Raw genomic sequence first — 14,778 nt, forward strand, 5'->3', positions numbered from 1 at the left:
AACAAAGTAACCTTACACCAATCAAGAGGCCTAAGCAGCATGACGCACTGAGGGCCTTACGTAGAGAATTGGAAATGAGGACAGGCCGTATTGATCCCCTGATGAGGGGTCCCCGGCAGTGAAATGGTGGTACGTCGGCTTATTTGCGGGAACGGCGGGGCTTGTCTTCGGGTGCGCTCAAGGGGAGGGAGGCAGAGGGCGAGGAGGTGTCGATGCCTTCATGGCCTTTCTCGATGCCGCTGTCGCGCATGGAGTAGAACTCGACGAGGTTGCCGTCGGGGTCCATGACGAAAAATGCACGGCCTTCACGACGGTTCGAGGGACGGGTGACGAGGTGTACGCCTTTGGACTCCAGATATGCGGCAGCATCGTCGACCTCATGGTTGGAGGGAAGACGGAACCCGAAATGATCGACGCGGATGTCGCGCGCCTCACGGGTGCCCGGAGTCTCGGCCTTCACCAGCACCAGCAGATCGGAATTGATGCGCAGGTAGGTGATGTTGGCCCCGACCCGGTGATCGAGGCCGAGGCCCAGGATATCGATGTAGAACGCTTCGGCTTCACGCAGATCGTTGACCCGGAGCGTAATCTGGTTAATCCCCGTCAGTTTCATCATCTTCTTCGAGTTTTACCACTTTAGGTTCCGCCGGCTTCTCGAGGGTGTAATCAAACTTGTGGTTGAAGAACTCTTCAACAGCGCGGTGCGATGCTTTCTCACGGGTCTCGAACTCAAGGCTGATGGCGATCTGCTCCGGGAACACACGGTCGGATTCCGACTCGCTGCTCGGATTGCGGATCATCTCCTTGTATGGCATGAGCTTCTCTTCGAGTTCAGCCCGCTCTTCGTCGTGGATCTTCTTTGCACGCTTGGAAATGGCGACCACCGTTTCGTACAGGTTATCGTGGGAGCTTCTCAACTTGTTCAGGTCAACAGGTTTGACTGACATCGTTCAGGTAGTTTGCTTGGTTGAAAGAAAATTGCTGATGGCAAGAATCACGGCCTCGACCGCATCCTCCAATGTATCGTTGATGATGACGGTATCGAACCGGTCGGCAAATCCGAGCTCGAGCCGAGCGCGCTCGAGACGCAGCTTCAGGCTCTCTTCATCTTCGCTCTTGCGGGACTGCAGCCGCTCTTTCAGCACATCCATCGAGGGAGGCGCCAGAAAGACCAGAAGTGAACTGTCCGGAAAAAGCTTTTTCAGGTTCATGGCCCCCTTCACATCAAGATCAAGCAGAAGGTCCGTTCCCTGTGCCATGGCCTCGCGGGTCTTCTGGAGAAGGGTACCGTAATGGTTGCCGAAGAAGAATTCATGTTCGATGAACCCGCCGTTTCGGATCTCCGACTCAAAGTCCTCTTTCGAAAGGAAGTGGTAGTTCACCCCGTCAACCTCGCCCTCTCGCATGGGACGCGTGGTGGCCGACACTGAAAAACGCATGGAGGGGAAGCGCTCGAGCACACGGCGGGCAATCGTCGACTTGCCGGTTCCCGACGGTGCTGAAAACACCACAAGCCGACCCACTCTCTCTATCTCTTCTGCCATACGCTACTCTATGTTCTGGAGCTGCTCCCGGATTTTCTCGAGCTCCTCCTTGATATGGACAACTTTCTGGGAGATTTCCGCGCTCTGTGATTTTGATGCGATCGTATTTGCCTCGCGGAGCTGTTCCTGGAGAAGGAAGTTCAGTTTCCGTCCCGTTCCGCTCTCGTCGTTATGCATCTCCTCGAGGAAAAACTTGTTGTGGCTCCTGAACCGGGTCAGCTCTTCGGTAATGTCAAGCCGGTCGGCCGAGAGCACCAGCTCCATTTCAAGCCGGTCTCGGCTGTAGGCAATGTCCTTGCCGGCAACAGCTTCGACCTTCGCCGCGAGTTTTTTGCGGACCACCTCGAGATTGCCCCCGGCAAGGGTGCTGACAAGGGAGAGCGTGTCTTCAATTTCGGCTATCCTTTTGCCAAAATCCTGCAGCAGCTCTTCACCCTCCCGGCGGCGCATCTCCTTCAGGCGTTCGACAGCCTCCAGAACCAGGGGCTTTACCATCGGCCAGAGAACCTCGGTGTTGTCAAGCGGGGTGGTTCCGTTGTCGAAGACTTCAGGAAAACGGAGCAGATGCTCAAGGGTGACGGGAGAGTCGACGCCCGCGGCCTCACTGAGGCGGTCGAGAAGCGCCCGGCAGGCTTTAGCCTTTTCCGGGTTGACGCTCGCCGTTATCGGCTGATCGTCGTCCGACTGGACCTGCACATATACGGAGATCTTGCCCCGCTGGAACCGCTGGCGTACCAGCTCACGGACTTCGAGTTCGTAGGAAAGGAGCTGACGGGGAAGCTTGACGCTGATTTCAGCAAACCGGTTGTTCACCGAACGAAGCTCGACAAGGGCTTTCACCCCGCCCGCCACCAACTCGGCACTGCCGTATCCGGTCATACTTTCTAGCATAATCCCACCCGCGTCTTAAAGTTTTGCTGGTAACCGCCGTCCGTGTTGAAAGGCGCGCCCTGCAGGAAAGCGCACCCTGCAGGGCCTGGCCGGCAGAAGCGCGCCCGTCCTGAGCCGGTCGGCCTGCTTACTTGCGAAGATCGAGGTCGGCGAGAACCTGGCGGTAACGCGCGATGTTGACCTGCTGGAGATACTTCAGGGCTTTCTTGCGCTTGCCGACGATCATCAGAAGGCCGCGGCGCGAGTGCTTGTCTTTCGGATGCTGCTGCAGGTGGCCGGTCAGCTCAGTGATCCTGCGGCTGAACAGGGCGACCTGTACTTCGGTCTTGCCGGTGTTCTTGTCGTTGCCGCCGAACTGCGTAATGACTGCTGCCTTGTGCTCTTTTGAAAGGGTCATGTTCTCTTGCTGTTAGTATGGTAAATCGATTGACCTGCAATATAATATTCCTAACAATACAACTCCACCGTTTTTTTATCTTTTTCAAGCTGCTGGCGCAGCGCCTCAAGAGTCGGGAACTTCCGCTCCCTGCGGATGAAGTGAAGCAGATTGAAGGAGAGCTCCCTGCCGTATAGCGAACCCTCCCACCCGAGGATGTGTGCCTCCACCGATGTCCTCCCGCCGTCTTCAACCGTCGGGCGGACGCCAACGTTCATCATCGCCATCCAGGATAAGCCGTCGATATTCGATTCGGCAACATAGACGCCGCTCTGCGGCAGCAGCTTGTGCGGGTCCGGAATATGGATGTTTACCGTAGGGAACCCGAGCCCCCTTCCGCGTCCGTCGCCCTCTACCACCGTGCCGGAAATGGTGTAGAACGAACCAAGGAATGCGTTGGCCTCTTCTATCCGCCCCAGGCCGAGAAGCTGGCGGATGCGGGTGCTGGAGAAATGCTCGTCGGCGATGCGTACTTCGCTCTCCACGTCGACGGTGAACCCGAGTTCCAGGCCGAGCCGCCGGAGGTCATCTCCGCTGCCGCTCCGGTTCCGTCCGAACCCGTGGTCATAGCCGATGACAATGCTTTTGGCCCCGAGCAGCCCCACGAGCACGTTTTTGATGAACTCCTCTGAACTCTGCATGGCGAACTCGGGCGTGAAGCGGACGACGAACAGCAGGTCGACGTCGGCAGAGCGGAGCAGTGTGATCTTTTCTTCAAGGGTGGTGAGCAGGCCGAGCGGCCCGGTCACTTCCCCCCCGAGCACCCGGCGGGGGTGCGGGTCAAAAGTCACCACGACACTCCGCAGAGCGCGCTGACGGGCAATCGAGACCATCCGGGAAATGATCTTCCGATGTCCGCGGTGCACGCCGTCAAACGCACCCACCGTCACGGCGGAAGCCACAACGGGAAACTCTTCCGGCTCTTCTGAGCGGAAGGGAAACACCCGGTTGCTGCGGTACTCAACGATCTGCATGCTGGCGGCTGCGGTCTTCTCTGTTATTATCGGCTATTCTAGCTTCTTCTCTGTCATGCTCTGCATTACCCGCAGCACTGTCAAGCGCTCTGCTGCCCTCTCTTTCATGCTGCGCCAAAACACCACCCGGCTGCTGCTCATCCACCGCAATCTGGCTGAGGATGCGCGCCCTGGCATCCTCGACACTCATCGCATCCTCCACCCTGTACGGACCGACAGCCGTCCGCCGGAGACCGGCAAGGTATGCGCCGACGCCGAGCGCCATGCCGAGCTCATCGGCAATCACCCGGATATAGGAGCCTTTCGATACCAGGAGCCGGCAGTAGACGAGAGGGCCCTGCATATGGGTCACTTCGAACTGGTGAATCACGATCTCTTTGGCCTTCCGCTCCTTCACCTCTTCACCCTTCCGGGCCAGTGCGTAAAGGCGCTTGCCCTCATGCCAGGAAGCAGAGTGCATGGGCGGCTGCTGGAGGCGCGGGCCCACAAACGCCAGGGCGGCGGCGCGGACCATCGCAAGCGTGATGTGGCCGGCAGGGGTATGATCAGTCTCGGGGGTTTCAACATCGTGGCTTGCGGTCCGGGCACCAAGCTTGATGACGGCAAGGTACTCCTTGTCGAGCCCTTCGAGCGAAGCAATCTCTTTGGTCTTTCTGCCGGTTGCAAGAATGAGGAGCCCAGTGGCCTTCGGGTCAAGCGTGCCTGAGTGGCCCACCTTCCGTTTCAGGCCGCCCCGCTTGTAGGTGTTGCGGATCTTGGCGACGACATCGAACGAGGTCCAGTCGAGCGGTTTATCAAGGAGCAGGAACTCCCCCGCTTCCGGGACCCCTTTCGTGCTGGTGTGTTCTGCTTCCATTATCGGATTGCCCCCGAAGGGGGCCCTCAGGCGTTGTCCCCGTCGTCCTTGCGGACCGAGCGGAGCAGTTCCTCGATGCGGTTGGCCTGCTCGAAAAGCCGGTCCTCGAAAAACTCCAGTTCAGGGATGCGGCGGAACTGGTGGCGGATCCTGGTGGAAAGGATATGGCGGATGTTCTTGGTCTCATCCCGCAGGAACTCCATCGCAGCCGTCCGCTGTTCCTCCGACCCGATAATGGATACATAGGCCCGTGCCAGACCGAGGTCAGCGGTGACTTTCACATCAACCACGGTCAGCAGCGGTCCGCCGCGCGGATACTCCTTCTCAAGGATGGCTCCCAGCTCCTGCTGCAGGAGCGAAGCAACTTTCTCGGTTCGTCTCGACATGCCGTACTGCTGCAGTTCAGAGTTTGCGTTTCTTCTCGACGATGCGGTAGGCTTCCACCACGTCGCCGACCTTGATATCGTCATAGTTCTTAAGCCCCACGCCGCACTCATAGCCGGCATCGACCTCTTTCACGTCATCCTTGAAGCGCCGGAGCGTATCGAGCATGCCATCGTAAATCTGGACACCGTCGCGCAGCAGGCGTACCTTTGCGTCGCGAAGGATCTTGCCCTCGAGCACGTGGCAGCCGCCGACGTTGCCGACCTTCGGCACCCTGAACACCTGGCGGATTTCCAGCGAGCCGAGGCTCTCCTCGTGCAGTTCGGGGGAAAGCATGCCCTCGAGCGCCTTTTCGACATCCTCGAGCACATGGTAGATGACACTGTAGAAGCGGACGTCAAGGTCCTCCTTCTCGGCCAGTTTCTTGGCGTTGACGTTCGGACGGACCCTGAAGCCGATGATGATGGCGTCGGAGGCAGCTGCAAGCAGCACGTCGGTTTCGGTGATCTGGCCCACACCCTGGTGGATGATCTGTACCTTGACCTCCTCGTTCTGGATCTTCATCAGCCCGTCTGCAAGTGCCTGGATGGAACCGTCGGTATCGGCCTTGATGATGACGCTGAGCTCCTTCATCAGACCCTCCTTGATCTGGCGGGCGATGCTGTCGAGCTTCACGCGGGTGCTGCGGCGGAACTCATGCTCGCGGCGGATGATCTGGCGCTTCTGGGCAAGATCACGGGCCTCTTTGTCGGAAGCCATCACCGTCAGCACGTCACCGGCCTGCGGCAGGTCCTCGAAGCCGAGCACACTTACCGGCTGCGAAGGACCGGCACTCGGGATGCGCTTGCCGCGCTCATCCATCAGCGCCCGGACCTTGCCCATGATGTTGCCGGCAACGAACGGGTCGCCGACCTTCAGGTATCCGCGCTGCACGAGCACCGCGGATATGACGCCCTTGCCCTTGTCAAGCTCACTCTCGACGATGACGCCGGTAGCGGGAACATCTTTCGAGAAGTTGCCCTTCAGTTCGCGCATTTCAGCCTCGGTAAGCACCTTCTCCATGAGCTCCTCGATGCCGAGGCCTTTCTTGGCTGAAATCTCCTGGCACTGGCTTTCGCCACCCCACTCCTCGACGAGCACGCCGGCCTCGGAGAGCTGGGTCTTGATCTTCTCTGGGTTGGCCTCCGGCTTGTCCATCTTGTTGATGGCCACCACAATCGGCACTCCTGCCGCCTTGGCATGGTTGATTGCCTCGATGGTCTGCGGCATGACGCTGTCATCTGCCGCCACAACGAGGATGACGATATCCGTCACCTGGGCGCCGCGGGCTCGCATGGCGGTAAAGGCTTCATGGCCCGGGGTGTCGAGGAAGGTGATCTTGCGTCCGTTCGATGCCGTGACTTCATAAGCCGCCACATGCTGGGTGATGCCGCCGGATTCACCGGCCACCACGTTGCTGTTGCGGATGTAGTCGAGCAGCGAGGTCTTTCCATGATCGACATGGCCCATGATGGTGACCACCGGGGGACGGGTCTCGAGATCCTCGTCACGGTCCACCACCGCTTCGACAGCCGTGGCCTCGACTTCGGAGATGAACTCGGCCTCAAAACCAAACTCGAGCGCGATGAGCTCGATCGACTCTTTGTCAAGCCGCTGGTTGATGGTCACGAACTTGCCGAGAGCGAAACACTTCTGGATGATGTCCTTGGCCGTAACGCCCATCAGCTCCGCCAGCTCGTGCGGAGAAGCGTACTCGGTAACCCGCATGATCTGCTGTTCGGATTCGCGGAGCAGGTCTGCCTCCTCCTGCTCACGCTCACGCTCCATTTTGCGCTGCTTGCGGAACTTCGAGCGCGAGCCGGTGCCGGAGCTGTCGTCCATGCCACTGATGGTGGTACGGATGTTTGCCGAAATGACCTTGTCGTCAACGGCGGGTTTCTTTTTCTTCCCTTTCTTCTTGCCTACGCCGAACCCTTCCGGCTGCACACCGGCGACCGGTTTCTTCTTCGGCACACCGTCCTCATCGAGGGTGGTTGAGCTCGGGGTTTCGAACTCATCTTTGAGTGCGACGGCCTGTTCACGGAAATTCTTTTTCTTGCCCTTCTTCTTACGATCGGCCTCGCTCTGCATGTCGAGGGTGCCGAGCACCGTCAGACCGCCAATGTTCTTCGGTGCGTCGTATGATACAATCTGGTCGTTGGGAACGGCCTCCACGACCGCCACCACCTCAGGGGCCGGGGGCTCGGGAACGGGTTCAGGGACGGGTTCCGGGAGAGGAGCGGAAAGTGCTTCGGATACCGGTTCGGCGGCGGGTACACCAGCTGGTGCAACAGCAGGTGCGGACTCCGTTGCCGGAGCTGGCGTTTCGGGAGCAAGGGGAGAGGGCGCCTCTCCGGCAGCAACGGGGACCGGAGCCGGCTGTGCGGCGGCACGGACCGGGGGCTCATGTACCGGAGGGGCGGGGCTGGGGGTAAGGGTTTCACGGAGTATCTGCTCCTTCTCGACGGCGCGGCGGGACTGCTCCTCAAGGCGCGTCAGGCGGAGCTGTTTCTCGGCGCGGATCTTGCGGGTCTCATCGACCATCTTCTTCTCGTTGCTGAACTCAGCAAAAATCAGGCCGCGCATCTCCGAATCCACCATGGAGGATGTTGAAGCCACCTTTGCCCCTCCCTCTTTGACGAAGCGCAGGACTTCCTGCGGGCTAACCTGCAGCTCTCTTGCTATGTCACTGATCCGGTATTTCTTGTCCATGTCCTCAACGGCCATTACATCCTCCTCTGGATTAAAAAACTCTTTACTCTTTATCCGCCCCGACGCCGCCTGCCCCGCCGATTCATCACTCCTCGTCGGGGGCCGTTTCGCCGGCGGACAGGGGGGCCTGAGCCTCATCCTCATCCACGGCTGCATCCGCTATCCCGCTGGCTTCAGGGTCAGCAGGAACCTCAGGGGCCGCATCTTCTCCACCTCTGTCGGACGCATCGAAAAACAACGGTTCGGGCTCCTTGAACAGATCCTCCAGATCCTCGTCCGAGAACTGCTCCTTCACGGTGCGGTAGATCGTATCGGCAATCTTGTGCCAGTAGCGCTTTTCGTCATCGCTGATACGGCGTTCCCTCGGTTTGGCGGGACCGCGCATGCTCTTGCCGAACACGGTGACTTCTTCCTGTCGCTGCGGGCCGAGCAGTGCCTGCTCGATCTCCTCCACGCCGGCTTTCAGCGCTTTCTTGGCGGTATCGAGGCCGGCATCGAGCAGCTGGTAGATCATGTCGTCGCCAAACTCCTCGCGGAACTCGATGATGTCGATGTCGGTAGGATCCTCCATCGAACGGTCAATCACGTCGCGGTAGACATCGATCTCATATCCGGTCAGTTTCTCGGCCAGATGGATGTTGTTGCCGTTCTTGCCGATCGCGTATTTGATCTGGTCGGGCTTCAGCATCACACGGGCCTTGCGGGTCTTCATGTCGGCATGTACCGTAAGCGGGTCGATCTTTGCCGGCTGCAGTGCACGTGAAATATAGACCTGCGGTTCGTCGCTGTAGTAGATGACGTCGATGTTCTCGTTGTTGAGTTCCTTGACGATGCTCTGGATGCGTTTTCCCCGGTAACCGACCGTGGCGCCGACAGGGTCGATGCGTGCGCTCGTCGATTCGACGGCGACTTTCGCCCGCTCGCCCGGCACGCGGGCGATGCCCTTGATGACGATGAGGCCGTCAAGGATTTCGGGGACTTCCTGTTCGAAGAGTTTGTAGAGAAAGCGGTCGTCGACACGCGATACGATGACCTTCATGCCGCCGTCCGCCTTCTCCTTCTCTTCCATCGTACCGTCATCGAGGCGTACCTTCACCCGCTCGCGCTCGATGTTCTTCACATAGAGCTTCATGCGGGGGGTACGGCGGGGGTTGTCCTTCTTCATCATCTCAGACTTCGGCAGCACCAGTTCGACCCGGTGGTCTTTCGATGTGTTGTAGGTGAAGATCACCTCATTCGAACGAACCTGGTATACCTCGGCAGCGATCACCTCGCCGACCTTCTCGAGGCACTCTTCATACACAACCATACGCTCAAGGTCGCGCACCTTTTTCTGCACCGACTGCTTGATGATCTGGATGGACTTGCGCGTGAGGTAGTCGTCAAGCTTGATGGGACCCTCTTCATAGTAATCACCGACTTCAAGCGATTCGTCGATCCTGCGGATCTCCTCGAGGCTGATTTCGATCGGTGCGATGTCCACCTCTTCGACGATCTTCTTCAGGATATAGACCTCGAAGTCGCCTCTCTCAGGGTTGATGAAGATGTTGGCCTCGACCTCCGGGTCGTAGTCCTTGCGGAGCTGCTTCTGGATGATATCCTTCAGAAGGTCGGCAATGTCCATTTTCACCGCAGCGCTCTCAACGCGCTTGTCGAGGAAAATCTTCGACTGCTCGATTTCACCGAACGCGCTAGCGATCTGTGCCTTCCTGTCAGCTCCTTCAGCTTTTACCTGCTTTCTGGCCATCTCATTCTATGATTGTGCATTTATAAAAAAAGACAAACTCAAATTTCCGCTTCCGGAACCGCGCGGCTTACCGCATCGAGCTCCAGCGTCATATCTTCAGTCTCTTCCTGCCGTCCCTTCTTCTTTGCAGTCTGGGGCTTGAGGGTTATCGATCCGCCACCTTCCGTGAGCGACACCGCCTGCAGGTGCCCCGCCACCTCATGCTCAACGCCTTCCGTGTCGCGGTACCACACCCTCAAAAGCCTGCCCACATGCCGGCCGTACTGACGCCGGAGCACGAGCGGTTCACCGAGGCCGGGAGAGCCGACCACAAGGTCGAAATCCTCGCCCATCGTTCCCGAGAGAGCCTCGTCCTCCTCCAGCCGTTCACGGATGCGCCGTGCAAAAAAAGAGCACTGGTCGATACGCACGCCGGAATCGGCGTCCAGAATAACCTCGATCTTGCGGTGCACCGCCGAGCCCTTGACCGTCATCGCGACGAGGTAGACGCCCTCGCCCTTTGTGCCGACGGAGTCCTCGAGTATGTTCTGGACGATTCCTTCGATATGACTGTCAATCGAGCCCTGCATGGCAATAAAAATTGTGTTCGTGTGCCCTGAAATCGGGGAAAACAAAAAAGTGGGGATCCCCCACTTCACATAAGAAAAATTCCGGATCCTTCTTCCCCTCTTCAAACGCTGCACGCTAATGTACAAAAAAAGCCTGCAACAGTCAACAACATTACGCGCCGCCCCTCTCTTCGTCCCGAAGCCTGCTCTCCACCACCTCGAAATCAGCCTCCTCGGCCTCTTTCGGCCCCGGTGTGCGGCTCTTCGGCCCTAACGGTACGCGCCCTTCAGCCGCCCCCTGGAGAAAGGAGACGAACGCGCTCCTCAGCACCCGCATGAGCAGGCGTCCGATGAGCCAGAGTACGACGAGAAAAAGGAAGAATTTCAACATGTTCAACTATACAACACCGGAACTCAAAAAAAAAATCCCGGGGCGGAATGCCTGAACCGCCCATGAGCACACAGGAATGATCTCTTGGAAAGGGCGCCAAAAAGATTTATACTTTTTAAAAGTACGAATAAGACAAAAAGTTGTCGCCATGGAAGAACATTTTCGCGATACCATACGACAGAAGATCGTCGATTCGCAGGCCAGGGCCTATCCCTCCTTCACCCGGAGGGACACCCGCATACCGGCCGTTGCGGGAAAAGCCGTAGCGGTCATCGGCATGCGCAGGGCGGGCAAGACCACCCTGCTCTGGCAGCTCATGCAGGAGAGCGAGGAGAGCGGGACCGGCCGCGAGGAGATGCTCTACTTCAGCTTCGAAGACGAGCGCCTTGTGGGGATGCGGGCCACGGACCTCCAGCTGGTCGTCGAGGAGTACTACCGGCTGCACCCCCGGCTCAGGGACAACAGGAAGGTCCTCTTCTGTTTCGACGAAATCCAGGTGGTGGAGGGCTGGGACGCGTTCGCGAGGCGCATCCTCGACAGCGAATCCTGCAGGGTCTTCCTCTCCGGCTCCTCGGCGAAGATGCTCTCGCGGGAGGTCGGCACCAGCATGCGCGGCAGGGCGCTGGAAGCCACACTCTATCCGTTCAGCTTCAGGGAGTACCTGCGCCACCGGAGCCTCGAACCCCGGGAGGAGCCCGCACGGTGGACCAAGAGGGATCGCTCCGCCATCCGCCACGAGCTCGAAGAGTACCTCGTCTACGGAGGGTTCCCCGAAAGCCTGGGGGTGAGGGGGCGCGACCGGATGGAGCTCCTGAAGAGCTACGTCGACGTCACGCTGCTGCGCGACGTCATCGAACGGCACGAGGTCTCCAACCCCACGGCGCTGCGCCGGATGGTCCGCCACCTGCTCGCCAACCCTGCGGGCTCCTTCAGCGTCAACCGCTTCCACAACGATCTGAAGTCGCAGGGCATCACCGCCGGAAGGGAGAGCGTCTACGACTATCTCGGCTTTCTCGAGGACGCGTTCCTGCTCCGCACCGTCCCGATAAGCACCACCTCCGAACGCCGCAGGATGGTCAACCCGAGGAAGGCCTACCCGATAGACATGGGGCTGATAGGCCCCTACGACCGGTCGGGCAAAGCCAACACCGGCCATGCCCTGGAAACGTGCGTCTATCTGGAGCTCTGCAGAAGGGGATATGAGGTCGCCTACGTCAGGACCGGCGAAGGGTACGAGGTCGATTTCCATGCGACGGACCCGGAGGGGAACGAGATGCTGATCCAGGTCTGTGCAGCAGCGGCCGACAGCAAGACTCTTGCAAGGGAGGTGCGCGCGCTCGGGAAAGCGGCAGAAGAACACCCCCGCGCCGAACTGCTGCTGATTACGATGGAGCCGCCGGCTGGAAAGGGGCTTTCAGGAAAGGTCAAAACCGTGCAGGCCGAGGAGTGGCTGCTGGAAGAGCTGCCCTGGAGATGACGGCAGCCTAGCGCACCCTCATCCGAACATCAAACGGATCGCCGTTGAAACAGGTCAGCACACCCCCGACCGTCTGGACGACGGTCGAGCAGTTGGCGACGTTGAAGGAAAGATCGAGCCCCTGCGTGGCGCGAGTCACCGCGGCGTCAAGCTCGAACACGACGACCAGGCGGGCAACGTCGCCGAGACTGTTTTCGGCGATCCCGGAAGCAGGGATCTTGCCGCTTTCAGCCACAAGGAAGCGGCCTCCGGAGGAGTAGGACTGGGCATTGGACTCGAGGGAATTGAAATAGAAGGTCGTATAGCCCCAGTCGCCTAAGCTTGTGGCTATCTGGGCCGCCGTTTTCGGATCGCCCTTGTACCGGTATACCGTGGAGCCTGAACGGGAGTAACAGAGGGTGTTTACCGGCAGCGTCACCTGATCGCCGCCGCCGGGGTTATTGGTTGTATGCGCCCGAGAGAACTTCGCATGCGCCTTGACCTCCACCCTGGGAGCCAGGATCACGTAGCCGTGCGTGTATGTCCAGTCAGGCGGCCGCTCGAGCAGCGACGAGAGGAGTGAGGACTCGCCGTTCTTCACCTCCAGGAGCAGCGGCTCGGAGCCGCTCTCGAAAAGCTTTACTGCCGTATCGCCCGCATCGAAAGCCACGGAGGTAGTTGGCGACACCGGCGGCTCCGTGCAGAACCCAACCTCATAGATGAACACCCGGTAGCTGTCGGGCTCGATATAGCAGTTCCTCGCTGAAGTGATCTGGCCGCTGACGGGGTCGATCTGGCAGGCTTCGTCAGCTAATATAATCCCAGTAAAAAAGATGAACAAAAACGCCACTTGTAGTGGCAATAATAAACGCTTCTGCTTATTCACCGGCGAGATCCTCCGTCAGGATAGAAAAAAGCTCGGTCATATGGAGACCGAGCCCTTGTTGCCTTGAAAATAAAAATCACCGAACCTGAAGATTAATATCAAAAGGCCCCCCACCCAGCCCGTTAAGCTGTCCCTCTGAAGGCTGTTTGACGGTACAGCCATGGCCAACGTTAAAAGAAAGACTTGCAGATGTCGTGGCCGGAGTAATGAACACGCTTCCAAGGTCAATCATCGCAAACAGCTTCTCAATTGTCCGCCATCTGATCATTTTGAACATCTTTTCCAAGGCGATATTGACCGTCAACCAAGTACGCATGAACTGTCAAACCTGCTGTTGATGTGCCTTGAAATTCGTAAGTCTGGGTCTGTCCGAATGTATTCATATTCTCAACATATATTTTTCCCATCCGAGGCGCGGATGCTGATGGAAAACCTCACCCAGAGCCGCGGGACAGTCAAAAAAGCCGTGGGGCGCAAGGCTGTCGAAGAACGATTGGTAAATATTTATGAATCAAGGGGCCCCGAGGCTCTCAACCGCATCAGGGATGAGGCCCGCAACATCTCAGCCGCTCTGGGTTTCGAGAAGGAATGCGGTATGCTGCATGACCTCATCGGGAGCATTCCAGGAACAAAAAGTGCCCGACTTTCGACAGTAGCGGGTCGCGCTCTGGCAAGAGGGATACCTCTTGATGCCGCTCGTCTGGAACTGTTCGAAACATTGGCAGCTGCATTGCGGACAACGCCCCTCATGCAGAAACACACTCCGGCCACAACGGAAACAGCTCACTTCAATTTTGCTTTTCTGGAGTCCTATTTCAGCAACTTCATCGAAGGGACGGAATTTGATATCTCTGAGGCCCGCCAAATTGTGCTTGAAGGCAAAATCATCGACCAACGCCCGAAAGACTCGCACGATATCCTTGGAGTATTCTGGCAGGCCATCGATCCGGGATGGTCACTTCAATCGACAGCACCGGGAGAAGCCGTCCTGCAGCAATTGCGACAGCGCCACCGTACACTGATGAAAGAACGGCCGGAAACGGCACCCGGTGACTTCAAGGACCGCGAAAATGGTGCCGGGAACACCACATTCGTCTTGCCGAAGAATGTCCAGGGAACACTGATAGAGGGAAGCAAACTCCTGCCTTCGGTGCCGCCCGGCATGGCAAGGGCGCTTCTTGCAATGTTCATCGTCTCGGAAGTACATCCGTTCATCGACGGAAACGGCCGGCTGGCACGCCTGGTCATGAACGCAGAGTTGTCGCTCATGCAGGCATGCAGAGTGATTGTACCAACACTCTTCAGAGAAGAGTATCTTGACTGCCTCCGTGTCCTCTCGCAGCGGGGACAACCCGGACCGTTCATTGCCGCCATGCAGAAAATCCAGCAATGGTCCGCCGCGTTCGACTACAATGATCTGGACAGGGTGATCGGCCAGATGCAGGCATGCAATGCATTCGAAAAATCCACCAGACAGTACCAGTTGCTGAGCCCCCCCGAAAGTGGGCCTGAGAAATAAACACCGCCCGCCAGTGAACAAACCCAGCGCAGCCGCCATACATGAGGAAAAACGCTGAAACCAACAGATGAAAGGGCTCAGCACTCGACTGATAGAGTCTAACCTGCCGTCCAGTTCCAAACGGCAAGGATGACGCCGCATCTCCAACCCCTAATCCCGAAGGCGGGAAAGAATGTCAACTGCGGTAACGCGGTGTTTGAAGGCGAAGGCGCCGTCAATATGGATGACGGGGATGCTGAAGCGGTAGCGGGACTCCAGAACCGGGTCCTCCGTTATATCTTTTTTTTCGATGGTGAACGGCACCTCTTTCTGCACAGAGAGCAGTACTTCCATCGCCTCAACGCAGAGGCAGCATTCAGGCCTGCCGTAGATGGTTACCGTTCGGGGCATACAGC

At 58.4% G+C, this 14,778-nt stretch carries 16 protein-coding genes; 2 read left to right on the top strand and 14 right to left on the bottom strand.

The window, feature by feature from the left end:
• Nucleotides 1–139: 139 nt before the first annotated feature.
• From PLUT_RS09150 to PLUT_RS09205, 12 genes are all read right to left on the bottom strand, one after another.
• A complete protein-coding gene (locus PLUT_RS09150; RefSeq protein WP_011358497.1) occupies nt 140–616 on the bottom strand; it encodes a VOC family protein in 477 nt (158 codons plus the stop codon).
• Nucleotides 594–947, bottom strand: coding sequence for a DNA-directed RNA polymerase subunit omega (locus tag PLUT_RS09155; RefSeq protein ID WP_011358498.1), 354 nt, complete (start codon nt 945–947; stop codon nt 594–596). The genes PLUT_RS09150 and PLUT_RS09155 overlap by 23 nt, the downstream gene beginning before the upstream one ends.
• 3 nt (nt 948–950) lie before the next feature.
• The gene (gmk, locus tag PLUT_RS09160; RefSeq protein ID WP_011358499.1) at nt 951–1,544 is read right to left on the bottom strand and encodes a guanylate kinase; all 594 of its coding nucleotides are present in this window, start codon (nt 1,542–1,544) and stop codon (nt 951–953) included.
• Nucleotides 1,545–1,547: 3 nt separating this feature from the next.
• Nucleotides 1,548–2,435 carry a YicC/YloC family endoribonuclease gene (locus tag PLUT_RS09165; RefSeq protein ID WP_011358500.1) on the bottom strand — a complete coding sequence of 296 codons (888 nt, stop codon included), beginning with the start codon at nt 2,433–2,435 and terminating at the stop codon, nt 1,548–1,550.
• 127 nt (nt 2,436–2,562) lie between these two features.
• Complete coding sequence (gene rpsO, locus PLUT_RS09170) at nt 2,563–2,832, bottom strand: 30S ribosomal protein S15 (protein WP_011358501.1); 270 nt, start codon at nt 2,830–2,832, stop codon at nt 2,563–2,565.
• Between the two features lie 50 nt (nt 2,833–2,882).
• Nucleotides 2,883–3,845, bottom strand: coding sequence for a riboflavin biosynthesis protein RibF (gene ribF / locus PLUT_RS09175; protein ID WP_011358502.1), 963 nt, complete (start codon nt 3,843–3,845; stop codon nt 2,883–2,885).
• On the bottom strand, nt 3,832–4,701 hold the full coding sequence (truB, locus tag PLUT_RS09180; protein ID WP_011358503.1) for a tRNA pseudouridine(55) synthase TruB: 870 nt from the start codon (nt 4,699–4,701) through the stop codon (nt 3,832–3,834). The genes ribF and truB overlap by 14 nt, the downstream gene beginning before the upstream one ends.
• A 26-nt stretch (nt 4,702–4,727) precedes the next feature.
• Nucleotides 4,728–5,087, bottom strand: coding sequence for a 30S ribosome-binding factor RbfA (gene rbfA, locus PLUT_RS09185; RefSeq protein WP_011358504.1), 360 nt, complete (start codon nt 5,085–5,087; stop codon nt 4,728–4,730).
• A gap of 16 nt (nt 5,088–5,103) precedes the next feature.
• Nucleotides 5,104–7,851: a translation initiation factor IF-2 gene (gene infB, locus PLUT_RS09190; protein WP_011358505.1), complete on the bottom strand. Its 2,748-nt coding sequence runs from the start codon at nt 7,849–7,851 to the stop codon at nt 5,104–5,106.
• 70 nt (nt 7,852–7,921) lie between these two features.
• On the bottom strand, nt 7,922–9,583 hold the full coding sequence (gene nusA / locus PLUT_RS09195) for a transcription termination factor NusA (RefSeq protein WP_011358506.1): 1,662 nt from the start codon (nt 9,581–9,583) through the stop codon (nt 7,922–7,924).
• 38 nt (nt 9,584–9,621) lie between these two features.
• Complete coding sequence (gene rimP, locus PLUT_RS09200) at nt 9,622–10,152, bottom strand: ribosome maturation factor RimP (protein ID WP_049752383.1); 531 nt, start codon at nt 10,150–10,152, stop codon at nt 9,622–9,624.
• A gap of 151 nt (nt 10,153–10,303) precedes the next feature.
• Nucleotides 10,304–10,528 (bottom strand): hypothetical protein, encoded by a 225-nt coding sequence (locus PLUT_RS09205; protein WP_157858177.1) that lies wholly within the window; start codon nt 10,526–10,528, stop codon nt 10,304–10,306.
• Nucleotides 10,529–10,670: 142 nt separating this feature from the next.
• Between PLUT_RS09205 and PLUT_RS09210 the strand changes: the two genes are divergently transcribed.
• Nucleotides 10,671–11,999 (top strand): ATP-binding protein, encoded by a 1,329-nt coding sequence (locus tag PLUT_RS09210; RefSeq protein WP_041463900.1) that lies wholly within the window; start codon nt 10,671–10,673, stop codon nt 11,997–11,999.
• A gap of 7 nt (nt 12,000–12,006) precedes the next feature.
• On the opposite strand, the gene PLUT_RS09215 is transcribed toward PLUT_RS09210, so the two are convergent.
• On the bottom strand, nt 12,007–12,819 hold the full coding sequence (locus PLUT_RS09215) for a hypothetical protein (protein ID WP_041463901.1): 813 nt from the start codon (nt 12,817–12,819) through the stop codon (nt 12,007–12,009).
• Between the two features lie 469 nt (nt 12,820–13,288).
• Between PLUT_RS09215 and PLUT_RS09225 the strand changes: the two genes are divergently transcribed.
• Nucleotides 13,289–14,383, top strand: a complete 1,095-nt coding sequence (locus PLUT_RS09225; RefSeq protein WP_238974581.1) for a Fic family protein — start codon at nt 13,289–13,291, stop codon at nt 14,381–14,383.
• Nucleotides 14,384–14,533: 150 nt separating this feature from the next.
• On the opposite strand, the gene PLUT_RS09230 is transcribed toward PLUT_RS09225, so the two are convergent.
• On the bottom strand, nt 14,534–14,773 hold the full coding sequence (locus PLUT_RS09230) for a glutaredoxin family protein (RefSeq protein WP_011358511.1): 240 nt from the start codon (nt 14,771–14,773) through the stop codon (nt 14,534–14,536).
• Between the last annotated feature and the right edge of the window lie 5 nt (nt 14,774–14,778).

Source organism: Pelodictyon luteolum DSM 273, from assembly GCF_000012485.1.
Taxonomy (GTDB): Bacteria; Bacteroidota; Chlorobiia; order Chlorobiales; family Chlorobiaceae; genus Chlorobium; species Chlorobium luteolum.